This is a genomic window from Nostoc sp., assembly GCF_036917415.1.
GTDB lineage: Bacteria > Cyanobacteriota > Cyanobacteriia > Cyanobacteriales > Nostocaceae > Nostoc.
The window spans coordinates 206,187-231,012 of record NZ_JBALDJ010000116.1; the positions used below are offsets into that span (position 1 = coordinate 206,187).

Consider the following 24,826-nt stretch of genomic DNA (forward strand, 5'->3'; position numbering starts at 1 on the left):
TCTGAGGTGGATTAATGAGGATCAAAGACTCATTAATGGAGTTCTGAGGTGGATTAATGAGGATCAAAGACTCATTAATGGAGTTCTGAGGTGGATTAATGAGTATCAAAGACTCGTTAATGGAGTTCTGAGGTGGATTAATGAGTATCAAAGACTCGTTAATGGAGTTCTGAGGTGGATTAATGAGTATCAAAGACTCGTTAACGGAGTTCTGAGGTGGATTAACCAGGCTCAAAGACTCTTAACGAATGCTATTTATACTAATTGGTTAGACTTATACTTACTAACCCTTTCTCCCCAATGCTCAATGCCCAATTCCCCATGCCCAATCCCCACTCCCCTCACCATGAAACCAGAATTTTGAGCAATACTGGTACAAGAAGGAATATTTACACAAAATCCCAAAATGACAATTCAACCTAGTGATAAGCCTTTACTAGAGTGGGCAGGCGATAGTTTGGCAATTGGATTATTTGAAGATGCAGTGGAGTTAACCGGAGAACTAGCTACTTTAGATCAAAAGTTTTCCGGGGTCTTAAAAGAACTGATTGCCGAAGAAGAATTTAAAGGTAAAGCCAATAGCACTATTTTCACCCGTGTAAATGCTGATAGCCCAGTGCGGAAATTGATTTTAGTAGGTTTAGGCAAACCAGATGCACTAAAACTAGATACTCTGCGCCGCGCTGCTGCGGCTGTAGCCAGGGTAGGAAAAAAGCAAAAAAGCAAAATTCTCGGATTTAGCTTTCCATTGTGGAACAACGATCCAGCAGCGAGTGCCCAAGCGATCGTAGAAGGTGTGGAATTAGCACTTTATCAAGATATTCGTTTTAAATCCGAACCAGAAGATAAAGGTTCACCAATAGAAAGTGTAGATTTACTGGGTTTTGGTGGACAAGAAGCCGCCATCACCCGCGCCAATCAAATTGTTTCCGGGGTAAATTTGGCACGGCAATTAGTAGCAGCACCAGCTAATGCAGTAACACCACTTACTTTAGCGGAAACTGCTCAAGCGATCGCCAAGGATTATGGTTTACAACTGGAAATTCTGGAACGAGAAGACTGTGAAAAGTTGGGCATGGGTGCATTTTTAGGAGTAGCTCAAGCTTCCGATTTGCCACCGAAATTCATTCACCTAACTTATAAGCCAGAAGGTACACCCAAAAAGAAATTAGCAATTATTGGCAAAGGTGTAACCTTCGACTCCGGCGGACTCAACATTAAAGGTGCTGGTAGCGGCATCGAAACCATGAAGATGGATATGGGGGGTGCAGCTGCTACCTTGGGGGCAGCAAAAGCAGTTGCTCAAATTAAGCCAGATGTTGAAGTTCACTTCATTTCGGCGGCGGCTGAAAACATGATTAGCGGTCACGCCATGCACCCTGGAGACATTCTCACAGCATCAAATGGCAAAACAATTGAAGTGAACAACACCGACGCAGAAGGACGTTTGACCTTAGCAGATGCCTTGGTGTATGCCGACAAATTGGGATTAGATGCGATCGTTGATTTAGCCACACTGACTGGTGCCAACGTCATTGCCTTGGGTGACGATATTGCTGGTTTGTACACTCCTGATGATGCTGTAGCCTCCCAGCTTGAAAAAGCTGCCCAAACTTCAGGGGAAAAGATTTGGCGGATGCCAATGGAAGAAAAATATTTTGAAGGGTTAAAGTCTGGTATTGCGGACATGAAAAATACAGGGCCGCGTCCAGGTGGTGCAATCACCGCTGCCCTTTTCCTGAAGCAATTCGTCAAACAAACCCCTTGGGCGCACATAGATATTGCTGGTCCAGTGTGGACAGATAAAGAAAATGGCTACAACGGCGCAGGGGCAACTGGCTACGGTGTTCGGACGCTAGTTGATTGGGTTATGGGAAGTGGTGAATAGGGAGTCAACAGGGGAATAGGGTATAGGTTACAGGGTACAGATTATTCCCTATTACCTGTCACCTTTCCCCTAATCGCAATGCCCTATGCCCTATGCCCAATACTTAACAATTCGTGCTATCTTGAGCTCGCCAGCAAAAATTGTTGCAATAGTAACAGAATTAATTTGGCGCTCAGAAAGTTAAGCTTTTTCGGGCATTGCCATCTGGTAAAATTTGTAAGGTTTCTAGAAGCTGTGAGCAATGGGATCGACTCGTGTACGGATCGCAATTGACGCAATGGGAGGGGATCATGCACCCGGTGAAATCGTTGCTGGCGCATTGCGAGCAAGAGAAGAATTGGGTGTAGATATATTTTTGGTTGGCGATCCCCAACAAATAGAAGCTGCCTTGCCATCAAAAACAAGTTTAGGGCAGGTAGAGATCGTGAATGCTGAAGAAGCGATCGCTATGGATGAGGAGCCTTTAAATGCAGTTAGACGCAAACGCAAGGCTTCTATCAATGTGGCGATAGATTTAGTCAAGCAGCAAAAGGCAGATGCCGTATTTTCTGCGGGTCACTCTGGGGCGGCTATGGCATCAGCTTTGCTCCGTTTAGGAAGATTACCAGGAATCGATCGCCCAGCCATCGGGACAGTTTTTCCGACAATTATTGCTGGTAAGCCAGTACTGGTACTTGATGTTGGCGCAAATGTAGATTGCCGTCCCAAGTTTTTAGAGCAGTTTGGCGTTATGGGATCGGCTTACAGTCAGTATGTCTTGGGTACAACTGAACCGAAGGTGGGTTTGCTGAATATCGGTGAAGAAGACTCTAAAGGCAATGATGCAGCCGTCCGCGCCCACCAACTGCTACGCGAAAATTCCCAAATTAATTTTATTGGCAATGCTGAAGGGCGTGATGTGCTTTCCGGTCGCTTTGATGTGATTGTCTGCGATGGCTTTGTGGGCAATGTATTATTAAAATTTGCCGAAGCCGTTGGAGAAGTGATTCTACAAATTCTGCGGGAAGAATTACCCCAAGGATTGCACGGTCAAATCGGTTCAGCACTTTTAAAACCCAACTTGAAGCGAATTAAGCAACGAATGGATCACGCAGAACACGGTGGCGCTTTGCTATTGGGCGTGGCAGGAGTCTGTTTTATCGGTCACGGTAGCTCCCAAGCACCTTCAATTTTTAATGCAATTCGTATGGCAAAAGAAGCTGTTGACAACCAGGTGATACAACGAATTCAGTCCCAATATATGTTAGAGCGCGAGAGCAGTTAGCGATCGGTCATTGGTCATTGGTCATTTGTCATTGGTCATTTGCGAAGGACAAAGGACAACTGACAAAGGACAAAGAACAAAGGACAAAAAGCTGATAGCTTGGGAGATTAGGAGTGCAAAACTTAGGCGTAGCAATTATTGGAAGTGGCTCGGCAGTACCAGCAACTTCCCTACACAACCAGACATTGAGTGAACTAGTTGAAACATCAGATGAGTGGATCGCTACAAGAACGGGAATTCGTCAGCGTCGATTAGCTCTCCCATCTGAGTCTTTGAGTATACTCGCTACTGCCGCCAGCAGTCAGGCGATCGCAGCTTCAGGAATTAAACCAGAAGACTTAGACCTGATTCTGCTAGCAACTTCCACCCCTGATGATTTGTTTGGTAGTGCTTGTCAAGTACAGGCTAAATTGGGAGCTACCAACGCAGTAGCCTTTGACTTGACCGCTGCCTGCTCCGGCTTTGTGTTTGGTTTGGTTACAGCAGCCCAATACATTAGAACTGGTGTCTATAGAAATGTATTGTTAATAGGGGCAGATATCCTCTCTCGCTGGGTAGATTGGGAAGATCGGCGGACTTGTGTATTATTTGGTGATGGTGCCGGGGCAGTGGTATTACAAGCTGCCAAAAGCGATCGCTTATTAGGATTTGCACTTAAAAGTGATGGTACTCAAAACCATTACCTCAACCTTGCTTATGCAGGTAATTCCCAAGAACTATTGACTGATATAAATATCACCAAAGGCACTTACCAACCGATTACGATGAACGGCAAAGAAGTCTACCGCTTTGCTGTTCAAAAAGTGCCAGAAATAATTGATAAAGCCTTGTTTAAAGCCAACATCAGCGTTGACCAGATAGATTGGCTGATATTGCATCAAGCCAATCAGCGGATTATCGATGCCGTTGCCCAACGCCTGAATATCCCAGAACATAAAGTTATTAGTAATCTCGCCCACTATGGCAATACCTCAGCTGCTTCCATCCCCTTAGCTTTAGATGAAGCAGTACGACAAGGTAAAATTAAACCCAATGAAATCGTTGCTACATCCGGCTTTGGTGCCGGTCTTACCTGGGGCGCGGCGATCTTTCAATGGGGAAGATAAATCTTTTATCCTTTGTCATTAGTCATTTGTCCTTTGTTAATTACTAATGACTAATGACCAATGACAAATGACCAATGACCAATGACCAATGACCAATGACCAATGACAAATGACAAAAACTGCATGGGTGTTTCCCGGACAAGGTTCCCAAACGCTGGGAATGGGAATGGACTTATTAGATATACCGTCCGCTAAATACAAGCTTGCCAAAGCTGAGGATATTTTGGGTTGGTCTGTAACTGAAATTTGTCAAACTCAAGAAGAGAAGTTATCACAGACGCTGTATACTCAACCAATTCTTTATGTGGTCGAAAGCATTCTTGCTGACCTGCTTCGAGAGCGGGGACACCAGCCAGATTTAGTTGCTGGTCATAGTTTGGGAGAATATACTGCCCTTTATATAGCGGGTGTCTTTGAGTGGTCAGCTGGTTTATATCTGGTAAAGCGTCGTGCAGAACTTATGGATAGTTCCGTCGATGGGATGATGGCAGCTTTGATCAACTTTGACCACGAACAGTTAGAAAAAGTCATTTCTCAAACCTCTGATGTGGTGATAGCAAATGATAATAGTTCGGCTCAGGTGGTAATTTCAGGTACGACTGAGGCTGTAAAAGCGGTGATGACTCAAGTCAAAGTAAAGCGTGCGATTCCCTTAAAAGTTTCTGGAGCATTTCATTCACACTTAATAGCACCAGCAGCTGCGGAATTCCAAGACATTTTAGAATCTGTAGAATTTCAGCCAGCTATTGTACCAGTTTTGTCTAATGTAGAACCAATTCCGTCTATTGATGCCGAGATTTTAAAGGAACGCCTGAATAAACAAATGACTGGTTCTGTAAGATGGCGAGAAATTTGTCTGCAATTACCAGCTAATGGTATCGAACGGGTAATGGAAATTGGCCCTGGTAAAGTCCTAACTGGCTTGATTAAACGTAATAGCCCTGATTTAATTTTACAAAACATCCAGAGGGCTAGTGATTTACCTGTTTAATTTTTTTAGCTTCTTATTAGGTAGGGTTGAGACACGAGAATCATTACTTGCAGGTTTAAGAATTAAAATCGTATTATCGATACCTTCATGGATATTAAACGGTACTTTGTAATCCTTATCAGCACGGGAAAAAGTGCAAAGACTGGTGCTGATATTTTTCAGGCGATCGCACACATCTGTTTGTGCAATGTTTGTGCAATTGGAAAACTTTCAATTTTACCAGTTGACTGAAGTTGAGTTAAACAAGTTTCTAAATCATATTTCAGTCCTAATGCACTCTGATAGCGTTCTTCAGCATTCTTCGCCATCATATCTACAACTTTTTTGCGTTTGATCTGGGTGTTGCGATCGCTTATGCTAAGTTCAGTTTGATTTGCATTATCTTCTGTGGACAAAAACCGCGAACCGTCGATCAGTCTGGCACTTTACCACGCCTTTAAATGGTCAGTTGTCAGTCCCATGCTCCACGCTTACTTTCGGGGCCAGATTTATGGTGCGGAAAATGTCCCCAACTTAGGGCCGCTACTAGTAGTGAGTAATCACGCTAGTTACTTCGATCCGCCAATTGTCTCTAATTGTGTACGTCGTCCAGTAGCGTACATGGCTAAGGAAGAGTTATTTAATATCCCCATTTTGGCGCAAGCGATTAAATTGTATGGTGCTTACCCGGTAAGTCGGGGAAATACCGATCGCAATGCCATCCGTGCCGCTCTACAATATCTCGATAATGGTTGGGCTGTCGGTGTTTTCTTGCAAGGTACTCGTACCCCAGATGGTCGAATTACAGACCCCAAAAGAGGTGCATTGCTGCTGGCGGCGAAAGCAAAAGCCCCAATATTGCCGGTGAGTGTCTGGGGTACTGAGAAGATTTTACAAAAAGGAGCGTCCCTACCTCGCGCAGTTCCGATCACAGTCAGAATTGGTAACTTGATTGATGCTCCTAATTCCAGTAATAAAGAGGAATTGGAGAATCTAACACAAAAGTGTGCCACAGTAATAAACGAAATGCATGATTTAGGAAGATGAGTTAGACACGCAAGAGATGTATGCTTTAAGAAGGTAGCGATCGCTATTAGGTTGATCTAATCTTAAAGTCAATTCACTATAGCAATCAATTAAGGGACTTCCAACAAATAAATTATTAATCTTGTGGAGTGGGCAACTTTCTCACACTACACAACTAGTTTTTGTCTAAGTCTTAATAACAAATTAGAAATTATAAATTATTATGAGCGGCTTTGAAGCCAAGAATTTTTGGGAGCGATTAAATAATCTGGCATTAGTTCGCTTTTTGCTTTTGGTTGCATCTGGCTGGGCAATTGTACAGCTTTTAGCTTACTTTGAAGCGATCATTGTTATTTTTACATTTGCGGCAATTTTAGCTTTTTTGCTCAGTTATCCTGTACAAGGGCTACGGCGTTTTTTGCCCCACGGTATAGCTGTTGGTGTCGTTTTCTTACTCAGTATTGTGATTATAGGTGGTCTAATAATTACTGTGAGTTTAACGGTTTTATCTCAAGGACAACAATTAATTGATAGTATCACTGCATTTCTAAATTCTTTAGTACCTTTATTAGATGGACTGGAAGGATTGTTGAAAAATCGTAATTTCCAGATAGATTTAAGTTTTATTGAAGAACAATTACGGAATCAAGCTGTATCAACTCTTGTTAATAGTTTAGCTATTTTACAAGGGTTTATGACGAACTTTGTAAGTTTTATATTAATTGCAGTTGTAGCTTTTTTTATGCTACTAGATGGAGAAAACCTATGGAATTTTATTTTAAAAATAGTCCCAAAACAGCGCCGTAATAGATTTACAAATATTATCAGAAAGTCTTTTTTAGGATTTTTTAGAGGTCAACTGCTATTAAGTGCATTTTTAACAATTTCAACATTCCTAGTGTTTTTACTATTAAAAGTACCTTTTGCTTTGATATTGTCAATTATAGTTGGAATTGTTGATATCATTCCTGGCATAGGGGCGACATTAGGAGTAAGCACAGTTACTCTATTTGTATTGTCTCAAGGTGTTTGGTTAGCAGTGAAAGTATTAATAGCTTGTATCGTCCTCCAGCAGATACAAGACAACTTGATGGCGCCTCGAATTATGCAAGGTGCGCTGAATCTTAATCCTGTAGTGGTATTTTTTGCTTTACTAGTAGGAGCTAGAGTAGCAGGATTATTAGGTGTTTTTATATCTATTCCGATCGCTGGGGTAATTGTATCTTTATTTGAAATTGATGAAATGAAATCAGAAGTTTAGTCATTAGTCATTTGTCATTTGTCAGGAACAGGGAACTAGGGAATAATGTAAAAATAGCCATTTACAAATAAACATTGGGAAGTAATGTCGGATTTAAGAACGGAATTAACAGAAATTTTGGATGAGGCAGAGTGGGAGTGGCTAATTCCTCATGTACAACGAGATGCAGTAATTTTGGTGGCCCTTGAACTAAATTTGGTGGATGTTGGAGTAGCGATCGCCAGCGATAACATTCCATCAGTGGAACAGTGGATTGATAAACAATTGATTACCAAACCCACGACAGTACAGGTGGGAGAATGGAATGGCGATCGCAGTAAGCGATTTAATACTCTCATCGTTCAGCCTTACGTTCTGGCGCAAGAAATAGTCGCTGCTTAATTAGTTTCTGTGTTGTTTTCGATGACAGTTGGTGTTGGGGTATTTTTTCATAACAGATAGCTCAATGTGCCAGTTATTACTTTGCTATTGCCAGGGACTAGCTGGCTGATTGAATTAAAGGAAAATTTTCTCCTTTAAGATTTATCCATCTAGGAGCTAGAATTGTTACCATAATTTCAGATTAGATATTGAAACCTTGATCCAATCTGAAACCTTAGAATTATTAGAATGGCATCGCCTCTGCCAGCATCTTGCCACCTTTGCGGCAACGAAACTGGGGGCGACAGCTGCGCGTCATCTGAAAATACCCGATTCTCAGATCCAAAGCCAAGAGTTGTTAGAGCAAACCAAAGAAGTCTACCAACTGGAAACTCGCCTGACCACAGGACTGTCATTTGAAGGAATTCAAGATATTGGCGATTCCTTAGAACGGGCAGAACGTAGTGGAGTTTTGGCAGGAGATGAACTGTTAGCGATCGCCACCACCCTCGCTGGTGCCAGAAATTTGCGCCGTGTCATCGACAATCAAGAAGATTTGCCGATATTGACTGATTTGGTTGCCGATTTGCGGACTTATCCCGAACTAGAACAGGAAATTCATCGCTGTATTGATGAACGGGCCCAGGTAACTGACCGCGCGAGTCAAAAACTGGGAGAAATTCGTACAGACTTACGGCGATTACGCAGCCAAATTACTCAAAAGCTGCAAAATATCTTACAGGCAAAATCTGGCGCAGTTCAAGAACAGCTGATTACCCAACGGAGCGATCGCTTTGTTATCCCTGTAAAAGCACCCCAAAAAGATGCCATCCCCGGCATAGTCCACGATACCTCTACCAGCGGTGCCACCCTGTATGTGGAACCGAATTCAGTAGTACCTCTAGGCAACCAACTGCGGCAGATAATTAGAAGAGAGCAAGCCGAAGAAGAAACGATTCGCCGCATTTTGACAGAACTTGTAGCCGCAGTCAAACCAGATTTGGAGAGGTTGTTAGCGATCGCTACCACTTTGGATCTGGCAACCGCTAGATCGCGATATAGCTACTGGCTAGGAGCGAATCCCCCACGATTTATCCAGCGAGAAGACAGGGAAATCATTACCTTACGGAACTTAAGACATCCTCTGTTAGTGTGGCAGCAACAGCACGAACAAGGGCAACCAGTAATTCCTGTAGATTTACTGATTAGCCCCCAAATTCGAGTAGTGACAATTACCGGGCCAAATACTGGCGGTAAAACTGTAACCTTAAAAACCTTGGGGTTAGCAGCATTAATGGCCAAAGTGGGTTTATTTGTCCCCGCCCGCGAACCAGTAGAAATACCTTGGTTTGATAAAGTGCTGGCAGATATTGGCGATGAACAATCCTTACAGCAAAGTTTATCTACATTCTCTGGACACATCCGCCGAATTAGTCGGATTTTGGAAGCATTGGGGACTGGGGACTTGGGACTTGGGACTGTGGAAAAGGAAATTCCTAATCCCCAATCCCTAGTCTTACTCGATGAAGTTGGCGCAGGAACCGATCCAGTGGAAGGTAGCGCCTTAGCGATCGCTTTGTTGCAATATCTCGCCAACCATGCCCAGCTAACTATTGCCACCACTCACTTCGGGGAATTAAAAGCCCTGAAATATGAAGACGATCGGTTTGAAAATGCCTCTGTAGAATTTGACGAAAGTACTCTCTCACCTACTTACCGTCTCCTGTGGGGCATCCCCGGACGTTCTAATGCCCTAACCATTGCCCTGCGCTTGGGATTAAAACCAGAAGTGGTAGAAGAGGCAAAAACCCAAGTGGGAGAGGCCACAGATGAAGTTAACCAGGTGATTGCTGGCTTAGAAGCGCAGCGCCGCCGTCAAGAAACCAAAGCTGCGGAAGCCCAAAGTTTGTTGCAGCAAGCGGAACGTTTATACAAAGAAGTATCCGCAAAAGCTGCAAGTTTGGAAGAAAGGGAAAGCAGTTTACGGGCCTCACAGGAAATAGCAGTGCAGCAAGCGATCGCCCAAGCAAAAGGTGAAATTGCCCAAGTTATCCGCCGTTTACAGAAAGGTACGCCCACAGCCCAAGAAGCCCAGCAAGCAACCAATGCTTTGAATCAAATTGGCCAGCAATATCAGTCAGTAACGCCAGCAAAACCAAAAGTTGGGTTTATGCCCAAAGTAGGCGATCGCATCCGCGTTCCCAAATTGGGACAGACAGCGGAAGTGATCGCCGCCCCTGATGAAGATGGCGAGTTAAGCGTTCGCTTTGGGCTAATGAAGATGACTGTGAAGTTGGAAGACGTAGAATCTCTAGATGGTCAAAAAGCCGAACCAGTCGTCAAAGCCAAACTAGCCCCAGTAGCAGTAGCCCCCCCACCGCAAAGTGTCCCAGAAATTCGGACTTCCCAAAATACCATCGATTTGCGTGGTAAACGGGTGGCTGATGCTGAATATATTTTAGATAAAGCCATTTCGGAAGCTACAGGCCCAATCTGGATTATTCACGGGTACGGTACTGGTAAGCTACGACAAGGAGTTCACGCCTTTTTGCAGCAGCATTCCAGAGTGAACAATTACGAACCAGCAGAACAAGCAGATGGCGGCAGTGGTGTTACCGTTGTTCATCTAAAATAAAGTAGTAATAAATGTAACTATAGCGGTTCTTAATTGCATGGAATACAGACCACTGTTAGGGCATAGGAATGCTATGCCCTCACCATCGGTTGCATTCAAACGAAAACTACTATATTTCATTACCCAAAGTTAGGATGAAGCAGAAGTTACAGAATAAAAACAGTATGAAGACTAAGATTTTACCTTTCATTGCAGCTTTTAGTTTTTTTACTAATAGCCCAGCTTGCGAACACCAAGCGTATTGCCATTAATAAAGAGAAGGAAATTTGCGATGTTACTTGAACTCAATCAACTAATTGTTAGAGCCGGTCATCAGTTGTTGATTAAAGATGTCTCCTGGTCGGCATACAAACGCATTTTAGCAGAATTGGGAGACAATCGCAGCTCTCGGATAGGTTACAGTCAAGGGGTGCTGGAAATAATGGCTCCATTACCAGAGCATGAAGTAGCTAAAGTTATTATTGGGGACTTGTTAAAAATTTTATTAGAAGAACTCGATCTGGAATTTTGGAGTTTAGGTTCTACAACTTTTGATAAAGAAAGTATGGATGCTGGAGTAGAACCCGATGATTGTTTCTATATCCAAAATGAAGCTAAAATTAGGGGCAAAGATAGAATAAATTTAGAAACTGATCCGCCTCCAGATTTGGCTATTGAAATTGATATTACCTCCCGCACTCGTTTCAATAATTATCAAGCGTTGAGAGTACCGGAACTGTGGCGATGGAATGGAAAAAAGCTGGAAATAAACGTGCTTTTTGATGGTAAATATATAGAATCAAATATCAGTTCTATTTTCCCTAACTTCTCAATTTTCCAAGTAATTCCCGAATATTTGATACTGAGTAAAACCAATGGCAGAAATGCGACAATGAAAGCATTTCGTGCGTGGATAAGACAGCAAATTAGTAGCCATATTTAGTTGAAATTATCAGAAATGGCTACTCAAAAAGGTTGTGGCTAGTAGGATAAAAGTATTATTCGCTGCTTCTTCAATACAATGCCAATGTCTTTTATTATTCCCTGTCACGCATTTATGATTTCATCACCCAAAGTTAGATGAAGATAATGAAATCTACGGCAATAATTGGCGGTTTCTACGTAATTTCCATACTATCAGACAAGATAATATCATGTCCGGTCAAAGACTTATCATTTAGACCGCAGTTCTTGCTGGGAGCAGGGAGCAGGGGGAAAGAGACTTTTCCGATTTTTGCATAGATCCGGTAATCATAAGTGATTAACCGGACTTGATATAAGCTAACTAGCAAGAAATATGAAATTCTTGGTTCTGGAACTTTGGTGATTACTAACGAGAGGTTATCGGTATAGCCATCATTCACGCGCCTGCGAACATATTGGTTCCTTATTGAATGTACTATCAGATTGATTTGAATCAGAACAAGACAAAATTAGGAAGTTTTCTACCTGTGGTAGTCTAATTTAATTAATTGCTTTTTATTCAAGATAAAAGCTACCCCTACCGCCAGCAAAATTCCACCCGCACCTTGATGTTCGGGAACAGAAGTAGAGGGCGCGGTAAATCCATACTTTGCTAAAATTTCTTGCCCTTCTTGTGACAGGATATATCCAGCTAATTTTTCACCATCAGGATCGGCATTTTTCAGTGTAGTTAGTCCATAGTTAGCTTTCGTTGCTAAATAGTCGGGTAACTCTACTATTTGCAGATTTTCACCACCTTTTGTTGCTTGGGCAGTCTTGCCACTGGTGTAATAAGCTAAAAATATATCTGCCTGTTTTGTTTCTTCTAAAAAGTAGACTAAACTATTTTTGCCATTAGGAACTATAGGAGCATTAGGATTACCACCTACTAACTGTAAAGCTTTATTCTTCAGAATTTGAGAGCTACCAGGTGTAACCCGATCGGACTTGTCAAATATTTGCCATGCATAATCACCAGATGGATCTGCTAGAGGCGTGGAAGTTCCTAACTTGATTTCGGGTTTTAACAAAAAATCTAACAAATTATCTGATGTGATACCAAGTCCCGATCTGACAACCGCAGTCATACGGTTGCTGGTGAAGTTCACTACAGGTTCACTTAAACCTTCTTCAAACAATGTCTGAGGATTATCAATATCTGCACTGGCAAAAACATCTGCGGATTTTCCAGTTTTGGATAATTCTTGTTCTATCAATTCTCGTGTTAGACCAGACGGGCCAAAGCGCGTTTCTACTGGAATCCCATATTTCTCGTTAAAAGATTCACCTACTTCTGTGAGACTATCCCGCAAACTACCAGCAGCGTATAGTTTAACCGCGAATGCCTGAGTTGGCAGTGTCACACCGACAGCACAAGCTATCAGTGAAAAGGCAAAAAAATGCTTTTTCATAGTTGTTATATTATTGCGTTGCTATTTCTATTAGGTGAATGATCTGCAACCCATGCTTCAGTGTGGGTTTTGGTAAATATCTAAAGTATTACCTCTGCCCATTAACTTTATAAATGAGTTCTGATATGTGCGTGTTTTGCGGTTAGAGTTATAGTACCAACGAAGTTGGAATAAATCAATCACCCAACATATCCAAATGCTGACTTTATCAAATTTTTAAGTTTGTCATCAGTTTTATTCATAGAGGCGTCAATCGTCCTGATGTTGCCCAGCCTATACTAAATAACAGGCTGCACACAAGTAAAACTAAGTTGAGATAATGTCCAGCAGCAAAAAGTGCCTTGAGCAAACAGGTAAAATATTTGTAGAGTAATTATGTATACATTAAGACCAAGTAATAAATATCAAGAAATTTCAAAATTTCAAACCACAAACAAATTAGGAGGTATTCTACATAATTACTTAGCGATCGTTAGCGGTTAGCATTTTTAATATTGTTTATTTATACTCTGATACGGAGCTAACGGCGAAAGTCAGGTAAACCTTAATTAGAATTGATAATTTTTTACTTTGTCGAAAATAAATTTTCATCTAGAGTAAGACAAAGATACCTACTGTTTACTACATAAAAAAGCTAGCCTCTGGCTCATAGCTATGGGAAACCAAGCTTGATTCTTAAGAGTCTGGTTTCAAAATGGGTAACAGCAACATCCCCTATCAGCTCGATCACCTATGCTAAAAGTTATGCACTCGGCCGCCAACTCAGCCACTCCAAATTCCCAGTGGGAGGATTTAATCAAGCTTTCAGCCCCAAACACAGTTCAATGGGACAATATCAAAACCCAATTAGACTTGGTGCTGTTAGCGCTAGAAACCTTAACTGGGATTGGTTCAGAGGCAATGCTTTCGGCGGCAACCGATCTGAATTTAGAGTCAAGAGTGCCAGACCGCGTAGCTTTATGGCGATTGCGCCAATCAAATCCTCTACGCAAAGGTCAAGGAGGGCGAAAAAAGCTAGATGTCGAAGAAGCGCGATCGCTTGTTTTGATCGTCTGCTACTTAGCCAAACAGCACCAGGAATTGATTCGCCGCGCTGTCGGTCTGTTAGAACAAATGGCAGAAAATAACCGAGAACCTCACCAGGCTGCTTTACTTGGAGATTATATTGATGCTTTTTGCAACACCTACCAAGAGCGGATGGAAGAGGACGAGCAAATCTCAACGGATTTACTAACCAACCTGGCCCTAAAACTGCTTGTAGATTTACTTTTTTACAGCGCTCCTGGTGGGCATCGCCGTCTTTGGCTAGCACTTATAGACCGTTCAACAAAATTTTAAATTTTAGATTTGAAATTCTTCAACCAAAATTTGCTCGTAAAAGTTTGCTAGGTCAGGAAACCTTTTTGATGGTCATTAGCTCTTGGGCGATGCACTATCTAGCAATGCTTCCTCCTTGCACGCCAGTTTGAATAACGGAAGGAACCTGACAAATTTCTGAGTGGAAAAATCCACCGTTCCAACTTTTCTTTGCAAGCAACTGGCTCAATTTTTGCAAAATCCCAATATAGTCTTCTTCGCAGTTCCTGTCATGCCTCTATCAAATTCTGTTATTCGTTGCTACACACCACCGACTTGCACGCTAGAAGTATTTGCGCAAAGCTCATCTCTGTCTCGTTGGATGGGGAAAACTGTCCTCAAACATCTGAGTTTTGAGCTACGTTTTGACGATCCTCGACTACCAGAAGAACACAGAGTTCCAATTCGGGGCGATCGCGAGCAACTCGAAGCTTTATGTGATGCTGTCACCAACTATGTACAGCAATTCCTCCAACAGTCTCCAGAAAGCTTTTGGGTCAGTTTCTCCAGTACTCAAGAATCAAGCGCAGCACTGGATGAGCCAGAATTAAAGTCTTCAACAAAAACATTAAATGCCTTTAGTACCCAGATTCCAGGGGCAAATATCTACTTAGAACCAAGCAGCTATTTAACTCACAACCTATTTCTTGGTTCTCTTGCCAACCATTCATCTGGCCCCGTAATTCAACTCAGTTTGCTGCAACTATTCGATTTGGCAAGTGCTTTAGATGAATACTCAACTGATGTCATGGCACTTCCAACTCTCAACAGCACAGCTTCGATGAGGTTCCCTGCTTGGGCACCTGTTGCCGCAGTCTTAGTATTAGGTATAGGTTTTTTACCAGTTACTTGGCAATATGCTAACAATATTAGAGAAAAGCAACAGCAGACAGCCAAAACATCAGATTCAGCAACAGTAAAGACTGCTCTAGAACCTTCATCCTCACTAAACTTTCCCACGCCTGAACCTGGGCTAACCTCTCCATCAAATAATTTGCTAGGTTCTACTCCTCCACTTTCCACATCCACTTTACCCCAAGCACCTCTAACAGCCCCTAGTTCTAGTAGTTTCTCTGCACCGCCACCAAATACATTGACAATACCTCAAGGGACGACTGCAACCCTTCCTAGTAATCGAGCGATTGCACCATCCAGCAAAATCCCAGGACAGGAAATTGCCATATTACCAAATCTGGGACAGAATCCAACCGGGTCAAGTCCCCAAGGCGGTGCTGGTACTATCCCTAAACTGCGGAATTTGCCACCCAGACTATCTTCTAACGCCAGCAGCTTACCAACTAATATCTCACCCGTCCTCCCTCCATCTCTTGACACCATACCCAATAATAATCGTGTCAATACCCCAACCCAACCCTCCCCACTAACCTCACAACAGCTAGACGAAAGAATCCGTTCCTTACAGCAATCTTCTGCTGGAGAAAAACCTGCTTCACAACTTCCCTCCTCTAGGACTGCGGAGAATAATCCCTTTATCGATCAATTAGGGGACGCAGGTAAAAACCCCACATCCAGAGAAGTAGCTACTGGCACATTATTTGACACACCTCAAGTAGCAGAAGCTAGAGAATACCTAACAAAGCGTTGGCAACCACCTACTGGACTGGGACAAACATTAGAGTACAGTTTGATAGTTGGTGTTGACGGCACAATTGAACGAATTTTCCCCCTTAATAAGGCAGCAAGAGAATTCGTTGATAACGCTGGGATGCCTGAAGTTGGTAAACCTTTTGTTTCTGCCAATAAAAATGGACAAAATGTCAGAATTCGAGTTGTTCTCAGCCCTGATGGCAAGGTACAGACTTTTCCAGATCAATAAGTAAACTCATCCTTTTAATGCCACTTGTAAAACTGGTACAAATCTTGTGCCAGTTTCTACTTACTACAATTGCTCTTGAGCTTACCTGTTGAAGTCCAGTTATGAAACTGGTCTTACTATTGATACCAGTAAACCTACCAATAAATATAATTACTGTTAACACCAATTCTCCAAAACTATAACTATAGATATAAGTCTGGAAACCCAGATTAAATCTTACGCTTCTTAATTACGAATTATCAAAGGTAAGAAATATGCAAACAATTGGTACCCAGAAAGACAGTGCAGCTTGGGTTATTCAAACTTGGGCAGCTTTTGTGATTTCTATTTCTATGACCACCTTCGGTATTGTAAACTTACCCGTAAATGGCTGGGTGAAAGGCTTTATGGGTATGGGTATGGCTTTCTCTGTTGGCTCAACTTTTACTTTGGCAAAAACTACTAGAGACTTGCACGAAACTAGAAGATTAACCGCTAGGTTAGACGAAGCAAAAGTAGAAAAATTGCTTTCACAACACGATCCTCTAAATTTAAAATGAAGGGAGTTAGCCCTAACAGGGAATTCAAAATTATTCTTGCATCATAAATTAACTATATGACGAAAAACAAAAGGACTGGATATACCAGTCCTTTATTAAATTGATTTAACGTTTTTATCTTAATAACGAGATTTTTTGGTCTTCAACTTTTGCTTTTTACGCCGACGTTCGCTAGCAACAACTGCCTGTTCTACCGGATAACCCACTAAAGGAATTACCTGATATTTGCGCTCGTCTTCTAACTTTCTCAGTTCAGTGTAATCAACCCAATGAATGCAATCAACCGGACAAGTGTCAATTGCTTCTTGGATAATTTCCTCAGCGTCCCCATCTTGCCGAACTACGCGCGATCGCCCGTAATCTGGTTCAATATAAAAGGTGTTACGCGCAACATGAGCGCAATGCTTGCAACCAATACAGGTGATTTCGTCAACATAAACACCATTTTGGCGAAATACACCACCCAATTCCGGTTCTAAACCAGAACGTTCTGGGGCATCCCGTAAAAAACCCCCTAATTCTGGTTCCAAACCGGAACGGTTCTCTTCTTGTTCTTCCGGCGACGGCAGAAAATCAGCCATTACGCACTCCAGCGCTGTACTACCAGGCGAATTGAACCATCTTCATTTTTTTGTTGTTCAGAGACTTGAAAACCAACACGAGCGGTTTCTTTCACAACTGTTTGATAAGCATAGCGCTGTGTTACTTGGCGCAAAAATCCGTCCACGGATAGGTCTTGCTGCCAATATTGCAAGTCAGCCACCAGTTCATATTCTTTGCCATTCCATCTAAAACCGATGTCATAGCCATTTTCCTGCTCAATACTAACTTCCGCAGGATGGGTTTGACCGCGATAGCCACGGACTTCGCGTGGGCCGGGTTTCCAGTCTACGCCCAATTCAGTCAAAGCATCTTTCAAAGAATCAAGGTTACGGATTTGAGTCTTAATTTGGCTAAAGTGTGACATGGTGGTTATGAATTAATAACACTAAACTACTGTGAAAACTTACCAATCGCTGTAAGTGGTGTGTGTATTCGCCACATTAGATTGCTGCACCTTCGCGGCGAAATATTCTGAGGTTGGCTCATGATTAAGTACTTGCCCCAGCTGTGCCTCTATTGCTGCTGTAACCTCAGCGCAAGAAGCACCCACAATGCCAGTGACTTTCTCTTGTACCCGACCGTCTGGATAGATTATGAACTCTAATGTCTCCATGCTCTTGGCCAACCACGATAAGTACGCTTAAATTTTACTGCCTTAGCAGAAGGCTACAAATATAGCCGTAGGAACATTTTTACTTAGATATTAGATACAAACTCGCCATTTGTTAATTAATGTTCCATCTTTCAACATATATATCTCAGAATCTTTACAAAAGTTATTAATATTATAAGCACACACATCAGTATTTAGTTAGTTTCTCTTAACCTCATTGATTAGTCAAGGTAACAACTGGAGTTAGCTAAGTAAGCTGCAAAAGTCCTAAAAATAAGGATTAGAGGTAGTATAACCAGCAAAGCAATTCACAAAAATATAAAATTTATTGAAAAACTTTATTCTTAGCATTCGATCTACCTTATTATTCTCCAGGTAGGTTTGATGCAGCGCAGTCTACAACAAGATAGTGGGGTATACCTACGTAGGCATTGCATTAGGTGTTTGCTTAGTAACTTTAGTTTGTATTGGGTGTAAAGGGATTTTTAGACTGCGAGCGCCAGAATCTAAAAAACCTGTAACCTTTAAATATCAGCAAATTTTGGGTTTTCTTGGATCAAGGCAACATCAGGGTAGGTGATCGCGCTCATCACTACAATAGGCGATCGGATAATGTTCTATGTGTATTATGCATAGACCACTTTCTGTTGCTTACGCTGTCACCATTTCCGGGACTGAATCAAGGGATGCTGGCTCGAAATGTAACACCATAATTTGCTCTTTACTCCTCTTGCAAGACTATAAAACAAGTATTGCCACCAGAATTTGCGTTTAAGTTGAATTTTTTGCCATCGGATATATCAACATTCCCTTGCCCAGCACAGCTACCTTCTTTTCCGTTGTCAAACACAGCCCTCGCGTTGGCTGAATACGTGTACTGACCGGGTTTTGGAACAGTAACTGTTAAAGTTGCTCTAGGGTAGTTCTGATTGACTGTAAGAGTCCCAACTGGTCTTCCATTTATGGAAACTTCAACTTGTTCGCTTACCTGACCTATCTCAACGCCAAGATTGTCACCAATTGTAAAATTGATGGCTGATTGAGGAGGAGCAGTATTATCTGGTGCTTCTAATCCAATTCCTACTACAACGAAAAATGCACCCACAAGTCCTGAAATCAACCTAGGTAGCCACCTTAGGTACTTTTAATTCTTTGAGTTCAAACCCACCGCCGAGAATAGCTACAGCAAGGAGGATGGCTCCGAAAATAAAGACGACTAAGCTTGTTTTCATAATCAGTTCAGATAAAGTGTTAAATGCACTAAAAATAGCTGTCTAATTATTTTAGGACTTACGCACACTCTACGAATTCTTAGCGTTCTTGGCGTCTTGGCGGTTCGACAAATTAAGCTTTTGGGCAATTTTTGCGTAAGTCCTATATTTATTAGACTGAAATTTTCCGTCTAATATTTTGTTTCAATGAGAATATACAAACATTCCAGCTATTTATTTTTAGAATTTACAGAGTTTTTCCATATAACACCCGTATTCAGGTACTATACCCCCACATTCCGCACTTAAAAATGTCATACTATAATACTTCAATAAATAGTACAAAAAGCCACTTTTTAAGTTAAGTATTAATAAAAGAAGAAGTGTTGGCAATCATCCAGCAATTATCGGGTTTTTATTAATTAGTTATCAAGCTGCTTCACAGAACAGGATTGCGATTAACAGAAGGGTTACAACTACGTATTAAATATATTGATTTTGCCTAGCAGCAAATTATTGTCCGTGATGGGATGAAAAGTCGAGTGACGATGTTACCTGTAAGTATTGCTGAAGAATTGAAAGTGTATTTGCAGGACGTTTCCCCTCCTGCTTTAACTGGATTTTTGATGCGATGCCGCGTAAAAATTTGCCCAAGTCCTGAAAATGTTGGGTTTCGTCCCTCAACCCAACCTACACAATTTAGGCTTTTAGCTCTAACTGAACTGTATTGAGGCATATTATTCGGCAAACATTTCAGCCAAGGTATCTAAAATTGCTTTTTGTTCATCAGGGTCAATCTGACCTAGCTTTTTGACTAATCGAGTTTTGTCAACTGTACGAATTTGATCTAGAACGATTTGCCCATCCTTGCCCTGAAAGTCACAAGCAACACGAGTCGGATAAGACTGTCTTTTAGTTGTCATTGGAGCAACAATAACTGTGGCAATATATTTATTCATCTCATCTGGTGAAATTACTACACAGGGCCTTGTCTTTTGAATCTCACTGCCAATCGTTGGGTCAAGGTTAACCAAAAACACATCAAATCGATTCACTACCACTCCCACTCTAGATGCTCCCACTCTGTAGTTATCGCATCATCAAGCAGTGTATCGTCGTGTTGCTTCGCCATAGTTGCAAATGCTTCCTCCCACCCCTGACGCGATTGCGAGGCAGCACGGACAATTAGATGACAATCTTGAATTTCAATTTCCACCTCTTCACCAATACCGCTTTGTTCCAGCAGAAGTTTAGGAATGCGGATACCTTGAGAGTTTCCGATTTTAACAATACGGGTTCTAATTGCTGTCCCCATAAGAATACTTCTCCTAGATTGTAATTACATTGTGATTACCAATCAGACTTTTGTCAAGAAGCGCTCAATTTTTCAATAATTTTTAATGCGATCGCTCTCAAAATTACCAGATACGATGTCTACGACGGGCTACGTTTACGCACTTTTCTCTTAACTGGGTTTATCAGAGTCAAACGGATTCCACAATCTCCCTTGTGTAATCCAACGGAAATCATCTGTATTTCTTGTTATCAGAGTTAGTCCATACACCAAAGCAGTGCCGGCAATAATTGCATCACCTAAAGTCATTCGTTTCTGTTGTCGCAGAATTACCGCTTGATTTAAAATATCTTGAGAGATTGGTAGAACCTGAGCAACTTGAAAAAACTCCTCCAAATACTGACGTTGTTCCTCTTTAAGCAGATGATAGCCTAACACTTCTAAATAACTGAGTGCTGATACCGCAGGTGCATATTCAGCAATTAACTCTCTCAATTGGGCGTTTTCTGATTGAGCAGAATATATAATAATATTGCTATCGAGCAGCACGTTTTATCGTCCCGGAAGTGAACGGTCTTGACGAGTTTCTTGCTGCCAAATAACTGGATCTACATCAGTCAAAGCTTGACTCACAGCAAGTTTTTCTAATATTTCAGCCATTCTTCTTCCCCGTGCTTGTTTATCTATGACTGATTCATTTTCCAGCAATGTAACATGAACTGGGATTTGTAGCTCTCCCAATGTAGGTACATCATCAATCCACTCTAAACGACTTCCTTTCAACCAAGCTTTGAATGTTTTTAGCATTATTTTGCTCTCTACTTTCTATCTATCTTGGCATCGCTTTCAAAACTACAATATACAATAAGCGATCGCCAGATTCTCTATATTTATGTGCGTCAGGGTAACCCATCCTAAATATCATTAGCATCTGCGTTTTTATACCGATTACACTGACACCATTTCAGGGACTGAATCAGGGGATGCTGGCTCAAAATGTAACACCATAATTTGCGCTGGGCGTAAACCAACAGATTCATAAGTGCGCCCGTTGCGTAGGCGTAGCCCGCCGGAGGTATCGCTAAATTCAACTTCAAATGCAGCGTCACTAGCTAATAATTCTACTACTGTGCCAACTTGACCACGGTACAGGTTGTATTCAGGCAGATCAACTGTCAGTGCTACTACATCCAGCAACTTGATTGTATTTGCAGTTTCTACACCTTTTTCAACGGCTTTATTGGTAATATCTTCAAAATTCATAAATCAATTTTTCCTAATCTGGTACACGATATTCTACTACTAAAGCATAATTATTACTAGAATTATATCAGTATTAACACTGATGGTATTTCGCTGTATACCAAATCAGCAACAAAGAGTTTGCAGTTGCTTAGAATAGTAGTGATAGAAAGGATTGTAATTATGAACGTCGTCATTCCTAATGAAATATTAACCGCAACTCGGATGACTGAAGGCGAAATGAAGCAGGAAATTGCGGTGATGCTCTTTCAAAAAGAAAAGTTAACCCTTGCTCAAGCCAGCCGATTTGCAGGCATGAATCGTATAGCATTTCAGCATCTACTCGCAAGTCGTCAAATTTCAGTGCATTATGGGGTCGAGGATTTTGAACAAGATATCAATAACTTGCGGGCGATGGGTAGACTGTGATCATTGTCAGTGATACTTCGCCTATTAATAACCTCGCTGCCATTAACCATCTTCATTTACTACAACAGCTTTACGGAACAGTCCTAATTCCTGAAGCTGTCTACCGAGAACTGACTGATCCCAACTTTCCAGTTGCAGGTGCAATTGAAGTCCAAACTTTTATCTGGATTCAAACTCGTCCAGTTCAAGATCGTATACTGGTTGAAGCACTCAGCAATGAACTGGATATTGGTGAAGCTGAAGCGATCGCTCTAGCGCTGGAAATGAAAGCAGATCAAGTTTTGATTGATGAACGTCGTGGTCGCATGGTTGCAGCTAGGCTAAATCTTGGTTACACAGGGATTTTAGGGATTTTGGTTGAAGCTAAAAGTCAAAAGCTGATTTTTGCTGTGAAACCTTTGTTAGATGCTCTGATTAACCAAGCAGGATTCTGGGTGACGGAACCTTTATACAAGAGGGTTTTGCAGCTTGTTGATGAAAATTAATTTTTGATACTCTACAATAACGCAAATCAATTTCACAGATCAATCTTGGTTTTTCGGCTCCAATGCTGTGTTAAACGGCTGGTTGCTACCATTTCTTGCAGCTTCTAACTTTTGACGAATAGCTATCTGAACCTTTTGATCAAAATCAGGATCGTTGAGAGATGCAATAATTCTGAGTGGACGTTGGTTAATTCTGTTTAAGTACGCCTGAAATGCAGCTTCATCTTTACGATGTTTGAGAAAATACTCTCTCAACTCGGCATTAGACATTACATCATAGTTAACGCGGCTCATCAGCAAACTCCCCGTTGGGTAGAATTTGAAACTCCAGTTCTTCGCTATAACCAGCTAATAAATACACATTGTGAGGGCGATTATCAACACAAACTAGATGTATTGGCTGAAGCATAACATAGGTTAGTTGATAGGCAATGCGGTATAGACTCTCTAGCTGGGCAGCAGTAGGCATTCTGAACATTTCTTCACCTATTGGCTATTCTTAGCAAGTCTTTGCGCTTAATTTGTCAGTGATACTTCCCCCATCAATAACCTCGTCGCTATTCTACTGAGTTTTGTTTTACTCTGATTCAGATTTTTGTAACAAGTCTATTGACTTCAGACGAATACATTGAGAAACTAATAGTTAGTTTTACTAATTAACAGAAGTGCATCAAATTTGTGACAATACTGACGAGAAAAGTAAATCGATCGCAACCTCCTAGCGAGGCAAAACCCCTGATTTTGGAAACTCAGGGACTCACACGCCGTTTTGGGAAGTTAACCGCAGTTAATAACCTAAGCATATCTGTAGAACAGGGTGAAGTATTTGGACTACTTGGACCCAATGGAGCAGGCAAAAGTACAGTTATTAAGATGTTGACAACCTTGCTACCTATCAGTGCAGGGAAAGCAACCTTGGCTGGCTATGACGTAACTCGTCAATCTAATCCTGTAAGACGGGCTATCGGCTATGTACCCCAGGCGCTCTCTGCTGATGGTAGCCTCACAGGTTACGAAAATCTCTTAATTTTTGCCAAGCTGTATGGAATACCTGCCAAAGGACGCGATCGCCGCATCTATGAAATTTTAGAATACATGGGTTTGCAAGATGCCGCGAAACGCTTGGTACGAAACTACTCTGGTGGGATGATCCGCAAGCTGGAAATTGGCATATCAGTTCTACATCAACCCCAAATTTTATTTCTTGATGAGCCGACTGTCGGACTAGATCCCATCGCTCGAACTCAAGTATGGCAGCTTGTACTACAACTCTGTGATGATTACGGCACAACTATATTTTTAACAACCCACTTTTTAGAAGAAGCAGACAGTTTATGTAACCGAGTGGCGATTATGCAGCAAGGTGAAGTCGTTACCACAGGTACACCAAGCGACTTAAAAGCTTCTTTAGATAACCCAAATGCAACTTTGGATGATGTCTTTATTCACTATACAGGCGACCAGTTAACATCAGGAGTCAACTACCGTGACACAGCAAGAACCAGACGTACTGCTCAACGGTTGGGTTAAAGCACCACCCACTGTCCGAGTAAATTTGATCTCTGCAATTAAAGAGCTAGTTACGAAAACCCTGGCGATCGCTGAATTGGAAATACGTAAACTCCGCCACGATCCCACTGATTTAGTAGTTCGAGCTGTGCAACCAACCTTATGGCTGCTGATCTTTGGGCAAGTTTTTGCCCGCACTCGCGTGATTCCTACAGGAAACTTACACTATTTGGACTTCATTTCTGCTGGTATCTTGGCTCAGAGTATTTTGTTTGTGGCAATTTTTAGTGGTGGGATGACGCTAATCTGGGAGCGAGACTTAGGAATTGTACATAAATTTCTAGCTAGTCCCACACCCCGGATGGCAATGGTGTTGGGCAAAGCCCTGGCATGTGGGGTGCGATGCTTATCTCAGGTAGTATTCATTTACGGATTGACATTTCTATTGGGTGTCAAACTAAATCTTCATCCCTTAGCTATCCTCCAAGTACTAGTAGTAGTCATGCTGGGGGCCGGTTCTTTTTGTATTTTTTCATTAATCATTGGCTGTTTGGTAAAAAGCCGAGAAAGGATGACGGGTATTGGACAATTGTTAACCATGCCGTTATTTTTTGCGAGCAATGCCATCTATCCGATTTCGTTGATGCCCAATTGGTTAAAGTTCATTTCCCATGTAAATCCCTTGACTTATGAGGTTGATGCCTTACGCGGCACCATGCTGTTAAACGGCACTAGCATCTATGGCTTTGGTCTGGATTGTACAATTCTCTTATTAACATTAATAATTTTGGCGATCATTGGTGGAAAACTTTATCCACGGGTGGCCATGTAATCAGGAGAACAA

Annotated in this window: 29 protein-coding genes; 16 read left to right on the top strand and 13 right to left on the bottom strand. The window is 41.8% G+C overall.

The genetic code is table 11. The features are described 5' to 3' along the window. Positions 1-406: 406 nt before the first annotated feature. The 4 genes from V7K41_RS28205 to fabD all read left to right on the top strand — a co-directional run bounded on the left by V7K41_RS28205 (position 407) and on the right by fabD (position 5,249). Positions 407-1,888: a leucyl aminopeptidase gene (locus V7K41_RS28205; RefSeq protein ID WP_334853603.1), complete on the top strand. Its 1,482-nt coding sequence runs from the start codon at positions 407-409 to the stop codon at positions 1,886-1,888. Positions 1,889-2,129: 241 nt separating this feature from the next. After that, positions 2,130-3,152, top strand: coding sequence for a phosphate acyltransferase PlsX (plsX, locus tag V7K41_RS28210; RefSeq protein WP_334853605.1), 1,023 nt, complete (start codon positions 2,130-2,132; stop codon positions 3,150-3,152). A gap of 113 nt (positions 3,153-3,265) precedes the next feature. Further along, the gene (locus V7K41_RS28215; RefSeq protein ID WP_334853607.1) at positions 3,266-4,258 is read left to right on the top strand and encodes a beta-ketoacyl-ACP synthase 3; all 993 of its coding nucleotides are present in this window, start codon (positions 3,266-3,268) and stop codon (positions 4,256-4,258) included. A gap of 109 nt (positions 4,259-4,367) precedes the next feature. After that, positions 4,368-5,249: an ACP S-malonyltransferase gene (gene fabD / locus V7K41_RS28220; protein WP_334853608.1), complete on the top strand. Its 882-nt coding sequence runs from the start codon at positions 4,368-4,370 to the stop codon at positions 5,247-5,249. A gap of 158 nt (positions 5,250-5,407) precedes the next feature. Here the strand turns inward: fabD and V7K41_RS28225 are convergent, their stop codons facing one another. Continuing rightward, on the bottom strand, positions 5,408-5,644 hold the full coding sequence (locus tag V7K41_RS28225; RefSeq protein WP_334853610.1) for a hypothetical protein: 237 nt from the start codon (positions 5,642-5,644) through the stop codon (positions 5,408-5,410). Between V7K41_RS28225 and V7K41_RS28230 the strand changes: the two genes are divergently transcribed. The 5 genes from V7K41_RS28230 (at position 5,637) to V7K41_RS28250 (ending at position 11,432) form a co-directional block, all read left to right on the top strand. Beyond that, positions 5,637-6,275 (top strand): lysophospholipid acyltransferase family protein, encoded by a 639-nt coding sequence (locus V7K41_RS28230; protein WP_334853611.1) that lies wholly within the window; start codon positions 5,637-5,639, stop codon positions 6,273-6,275. The two genes, V7K41_RS28225 and V7K41_RS28230, sit on opposite strands and share 8 nt — an antisense overlap. A 202-nt stretch (positions 6,276-6,477) precedes the next feature. Then, a complete protein-coding gene (locus V7K41_RS28235) occupies positions 6,478-7,515 on the top strand; it encodes an AI-2E family transporter (RefSeq protein WP_334853613.1) in 1,038 nt (345 codons plus the stop codon). An 84-nt stretch (positions 7,516-7,599) separates the two neighbouring features. Continuing rightward, positions 7,600-7,896 carry a DUF2288 domain-containing protein gene (locus tag V7K41_RS28240; protein ID WP_334853614.1) on the top strand — a complete coding sequence of 99 codons (297 nt, stop codon included), beginning with the start codon at positions 7,600-7,602 and terminating at the stop codon, positions 7,894-7,896. Between the two features lie 196 nt (positions 7,897-8,092). Next, positions 8,093-10,510 carry an endonuclease MutS2 gene (locus V7K41_RS28245; protein ID WP_334853616.1) on the top strand — a complete coding sequence of 806 codons (2,418 nt, stop codon included), beginning with the start codon at positions 8,093-8,095 and terminating at the stop codon, positions 10,508-10,510. Positions 10,511-10,781: 271 nt separating this feature from the next. Next, positions 10,782-11,432 carry a Uma2 family endonuclease gene (locus tag V7K41_RS28250; protein ID WP_334853617.1) on the top strand — a complete coding sequence of 217 codons (651 nt, stop codon included), beginning with the start codon at positions 10,782-10,784 and terminating at the stop codon, positions 11,430-11,432. 502 nt (positions 11,433-11,934) lie between these two features. On the opposite strand, the gene V7K41_RS28255 is transcribed toward V7K41_RS28250, so the two are convergent. Continuing rightward, positions 11,935-12,864: a molybdate ABC transporter substrate-binding protein gene (locus V7K41_RS28255; protein WP_334853619.1), complete on the bottom strand. Its 930-nt coding sequence runs from the start codon at positions 12,862-12,864 to the stop codon at positions 11,935-11,937. 732 nt (positions 12,865-13,596) lie between these two features. Here V7K41_RS28255 and V7K41_RS28260 point away from each other — a divergent pair. The 3 genes from V7K41_RS28260 to V7K41_RS28270 all read left to right on the top strand — a co-directional run bounded on the left by V7K41_RS28260 (position 13,597) and on the right by V7K41_RS28270 (position 16,596). Further along, a complete protein-coding gene (locus tag V7K41_RS28260) occupies positions 13,597-14,202 on the top strand; it encodes a DUF3038 domain-containing protein (RefSeq protein WP_334853621.1) in 606 nt (201 codons plus the stop codon). Between the two features lie 250 nt (positions 14,203-14,452). After that, positions 14,453-16,057: a DUF4335 domain-containing protein gene (locus tag V7K41_RS28265; RefSeq protein WP_334853622.1), complete on the top strand. Its 1,605-nt coding sequence runs from the start codon at positions 14,453-14,455 to the stop codon at positions 16,055-16,057. A gap of 254 nt (positions 16,058-16,311) precedes the next feature. Then, on the top strand, positions 16,312-16,596 hold the full coding sequence (locus V7K41_RS28270) for a YiaA/YiaB family inner membrane protein (protein WP_104905732.1): 285 nt from the start codon (positions 16,312-16,314) through the stop codon (positions 16,594-16,596). Positions 16,597-16,715: 119 nt separating this feature from the next. Here the strand turns inward: V7K41_RS28270 and V7K41_RS28275 are convergent, their stop codons facing one another. The 9 genes from V7K41_RS28275 to V7K41_RS28315 all read right to left on the bottom strand — a co-directional run bounded on the left by V7K41_RS28275 (position 16,716) and on the right by V7K41_RS28315 (position 21,580). After that, positions 16,716-17,177 (bottom strand): ferredoxin, encoded by a 462-nt coding sequence (locus tag V7K41_RS28275; RefSeq protein WP_334853625.1) that lies wholly within the window; start codon positions 17,175-17,177, stop codon positions 16,716-16,718. Next, positions 17,177-17,563 carry a DUF1257 domain-containing protein gene (locus V7K41_RS28280; RefSeq protein WP_012406942.1) on the bottom strand — a complete coding sequence of 129 codons (387 nt, stop codon included), beginning with the start codon at positions 17,561-17,563 and terminating at the stop codon, positions 17,177-17,179. Before V7K41_RS28280 ends, V7K41_RS28275 begins: the two co-directional genes overlap by 1 nt. 39 nt (positions 17,564-17,602) lie before the next feature. Then, the gene (locus V7K41_RS28285) at positions 17,603-17,812 is read right to left on the bottom strand and encodes a DUF2997 domain-containing protein (protein WP_012406943.1); all 210 of its coding nucleotides are present in this window, start codon (positions 17,810-17,812) and stop codon (positions 17,603-17,605) included. A gap of 721 nt (positions 17,813-18,533) precedes the next feature. Then, positions 18,534-18,932, bottom strand: coding sequence for a hypothetical protein (locus V7K41_RS28290; protein ID WP_334853626.1), 399 nt, complete (start codon positions 18,930-18,932; stop codon positions 18,534-18,536). 828 nt (positions 18,933-19,760) lie between these two features. Next, a complete protein-coding gene (locus tag V7K41_RS28295; RefSeq protein ID WP_334853628.1) occupies positions 19,761-20,078 on the bottom strand; it encodes a type II toxin-antitoxin system PemK/MazF family toxin in 318 nt (105 codons plus the stop codon). After that, a complete protein-coding gene (locus V7K41_RS28300) occupies positions 20,078-20,338 on the bottom strand; it encodes an AbrB/MazE/SpoVT family DNA-binding domain-containing protein (RefSeq protein WP_334853630.1) in 261 nt (86 codons plus the stop codon). The genes V7K41_RS28295 and V7K41_RS28300 overlap by 1 nt, the downstream gene beginning before the upstream one ends. Positions 20,339-20,488: 150 nt before the next feature. Then, complete coding sequence (locus tag V7K41_RS28305) at positions 20,489-20,866, bottom strand: type II toxin-antitoxin system VapC family toxin (protein ID WP_334853632.1); 378 nt, start codon at positions 20,864-20,866, stop codon at positions 20,489-20,491. A 3-nt stretch (positions 20,867-20,869) separates the two neighbouring features. Next, positions 20,870-21,124, bottom strand: a complete 255-nt coding sequence (locus tag V7K41_RS28310; protein ID WP_334853634.1) for a hypothetical protein — start codon at positions 21,122-21,124, stop codon at positions 20,870-20,872. 141 nt (positions 21,125-21,265) lie between these two features. Beyond that, on the bottom strand, positions 21,266-21,580 hold the full coding sequence (locus V7K41_RS28315) for a DUF4926 domain-containing protein (RefSeq protein ID WP_334853636.1): 315 nt from the start codon (positions 21,578-21,580) through the stop codon (positions 21,266-21,268). Positions 21,581-21,742: 162 nt separating this feature from the next. On the opposite strand from V7K41_RS28315, the gene V7K41_RS28320 reads away from it, so the two are divergent. Together V7K41_RS28320 and V7K41_RS28325 are read left to right on the top strand one after the other, a co-directional pair. Continuing rightward, positions 21,743-21,988, top strand: a complete 246-nt coding sequence (locus tag V7K41_RS28320) for a UPF0175 family protein (RefSeq protein ID WP_298912904.1) — start codon at positions 21,743-21,745, stop codon at positions 21,986-21,988. Next, on the top strand, positions 21,985-22,473 hold the full coding sequence (locus tag V7K41_RS28325) for a DUF3368 domain-containing protein (protein ID WP_334853639.1): 489 nt from the start codon (positions 21,985-21,987) through the stop codon (positions 22,471-22,473). Before V7K41_RS28320 ends, V7K41_RS28325 begins: the two co-directional genes overlap by 4 nt. A 39-nt stretch (positions 22,474-22,512) precedes the next feature. Here the strand turns inward: V7K41_RS28325 and V7K41_RS28330 are convergent, their stop codons facing one another. Together V7K41_RS28330 and V7K41_RS28335 are read right to left on the bottom strand one after the other, a co-directional pair. Continuing rightward, positions 22,513-22,767: a DUF6887 family protein gene (locus tag V7K41_RS28330; protein ID WP_334853640.1), complete on the bottom strand. Its 255-nt coding sequence runs from the start codon at positions 22,765-22,767 to the stop codon at positions 22,513-22,515. After that, positions 22,754-22,942 carry a DUF6888 family protein gene (locus V7K41_RS28335; protein ID WP_334853642.1) on the bottom strand — a complete coding sequence of 63 codons (189 nt, stop codon included), beginning with the start codon at positions 22,940-22,942 and terminating at the stop codon, positions 22,754-22,756. The genes V7K41_RS28330 and V7K41_RS28335 overlap by 14 nt, the downstream gene beginning before the upstream one ends. Before the next feature lie 209 nt (positions 22,943-23,151). Here V7K41_RS28335 and V7K41_RS28340 point away from each other — a divergent pair, with 209 nt between their 5' ends. Then, the gene (locus V7K41_RS28340) at positions 23,152-24,003 is read left to right on the top strand and encodes an ABC transporter ATP-binding protein (RefSeq protein ID WP_334853644.1); all 852 of its coding nucleotides are present in this window, start codon (positions 23,152-23,154) and stop codon (positions 24,001-24,003) included. Then, the gene (locus V7K41_RS28345) at positions 23,960-24,814 is read left to right on the top strand and encodes an ABC transporter permease (RefSeq protein WP_334853646.1); all 855 of its coding nucleotides are present in this window, start codon (positions 23,960-23,962) and stop codon (positions 24,812-24,814) included. The genes V7K41_RS28340 and V7K41_RS28345 overlap by 44 nt, the downstream gene beginning before the upstream one ends. The last annotated feature ends 12 nt before the right edge of the window (positions 24,815-24,826 follow it).

Coding starts and splice junctions, on each gene's coding strand:
- V7K41_RS28250 (WP_334853617.1), top strand. CDS start 10,782: ATGTTACTTGAACTCAATCAACTAATTGTTAGAGCCGGTCATCAGTTG.
- V7K41_RS28235 (WP_334853613.1), top strand. CDS start 6,478: ATGAGCGGCTTTGAAGCCAAGAATTTTTGGGAGCGATTAAATAATCTG.
- V7K41_RS28310 (WP_334853634.1), bottom strand. CDS start 21,124: ATGCTAAAAACATTCAAAGCTTGGTTGAAAGGAAGTCGTTTAGAGTGG.
- V7K41_RS28280 (WP_012406942.1), bottom strand. CDS start 17,563: ATGTCACACTTTAGCCAAATTAAGACTCAAATCCGTAACCTTGATTCT.
- V7K41_RS28330 (WP_334853640.1), bottom strand. CDS start 22,767: ATGAGCCGCGTTAACTATGATGTAATGTCTAATGCCGAGTTGAGAGAG.
- V7K41_RS28270 (WP_104905732.1), top strand. CDS start 16,312: ATGCAAACAATTGGTACCCAGAAAGACAGTGCAGCTTGGGTTATTCAA.
- V7K41_RS28240 (WP_334853614.1), top strand. CDS start 7,600: ATGTCGGATTTAAGAACGGAATTAACAGAAATTTTGGATGAGGCAGAG.
- V7K41_RS28285 (WP_012406943.1), bottom strand. CDS start 17,812: ATGGAGACATTAGAGTTCATAATCTATCCAGACGGTCGGGTACAAGAG.
- V7K41_RS28335 (WP_334853642.1), bottom strand. CDS start 22,942: ATGCCTACTGCTGCCCAGCTAGAGAGTCTATACCGCATTGCCTATCAA.
- V7K41_RS28275 (WP_334853625.1), bottom strand. CDS start 17,177: ATGGCTGATTTTCTGCCGTCGCCGGAAGAACAAGAAGAGAACCGTTCC.
- V7K41_RS28315 (WP_334853636.1), bottom strand. CDS start 21,580: ATGAATTTTGAAGATATTACCAATAAAGCCGTTGAAAAAGGTGTAGAA.
- V7K41_RS28300 (WP_334853630.1), bottom strand. CDS start 20,338: ATGGGGACAGCAATTAGAACCCGTATTGTTAAAATCGGAAACTCTCAA.
- V7K41_RS28265 (WP_334853622.1), top strand. CDS start 14,453: ATGCCTCTATCAAATTCTGTTATTCGTTGCTACACACCACCGACTTGC.
- fabD (WP_334853608.1), top strand. CDS start 4,368: ATGACAAAAACTGCATGGGTGTTTCCCGGACAAGGTTCCCAAACGCTG.
- V7K41_RS28255 (WP_334853619.1), bottom strand. CDS start 12,864: ATGAAAAAGCATTTTTTTGCCTTTTCACTGATAGCTTGTGCTGTCGGT.
- V7K41_RS28260 (WP_334853621.1), top strand. CDS start 13,597: ATGCTAAAAGTTATGCACTCGGCCGCCAACTCAGCCACTCCAAATTCC.
- plsX (WP_334853605.1), top strand. CDS start 2,130: ATGGGATCGACTCGTGTACGGATCGCAATTGACGCAATGGGAGGGGAT.
- V7K41_RS28205 (WP_334853603.1), top strand. CDS start 407: ATGACAATTCAACCTAGTGATAAGCCTTTACTAGAGTGGGCAGGCGAT.
- V7K41_RS28320 (WP_298912904.1), top strand. CDS start 21,743: ATGAACGTCGTCATTCCTAATGAAATATTAACCGCAACTCGGATGACT.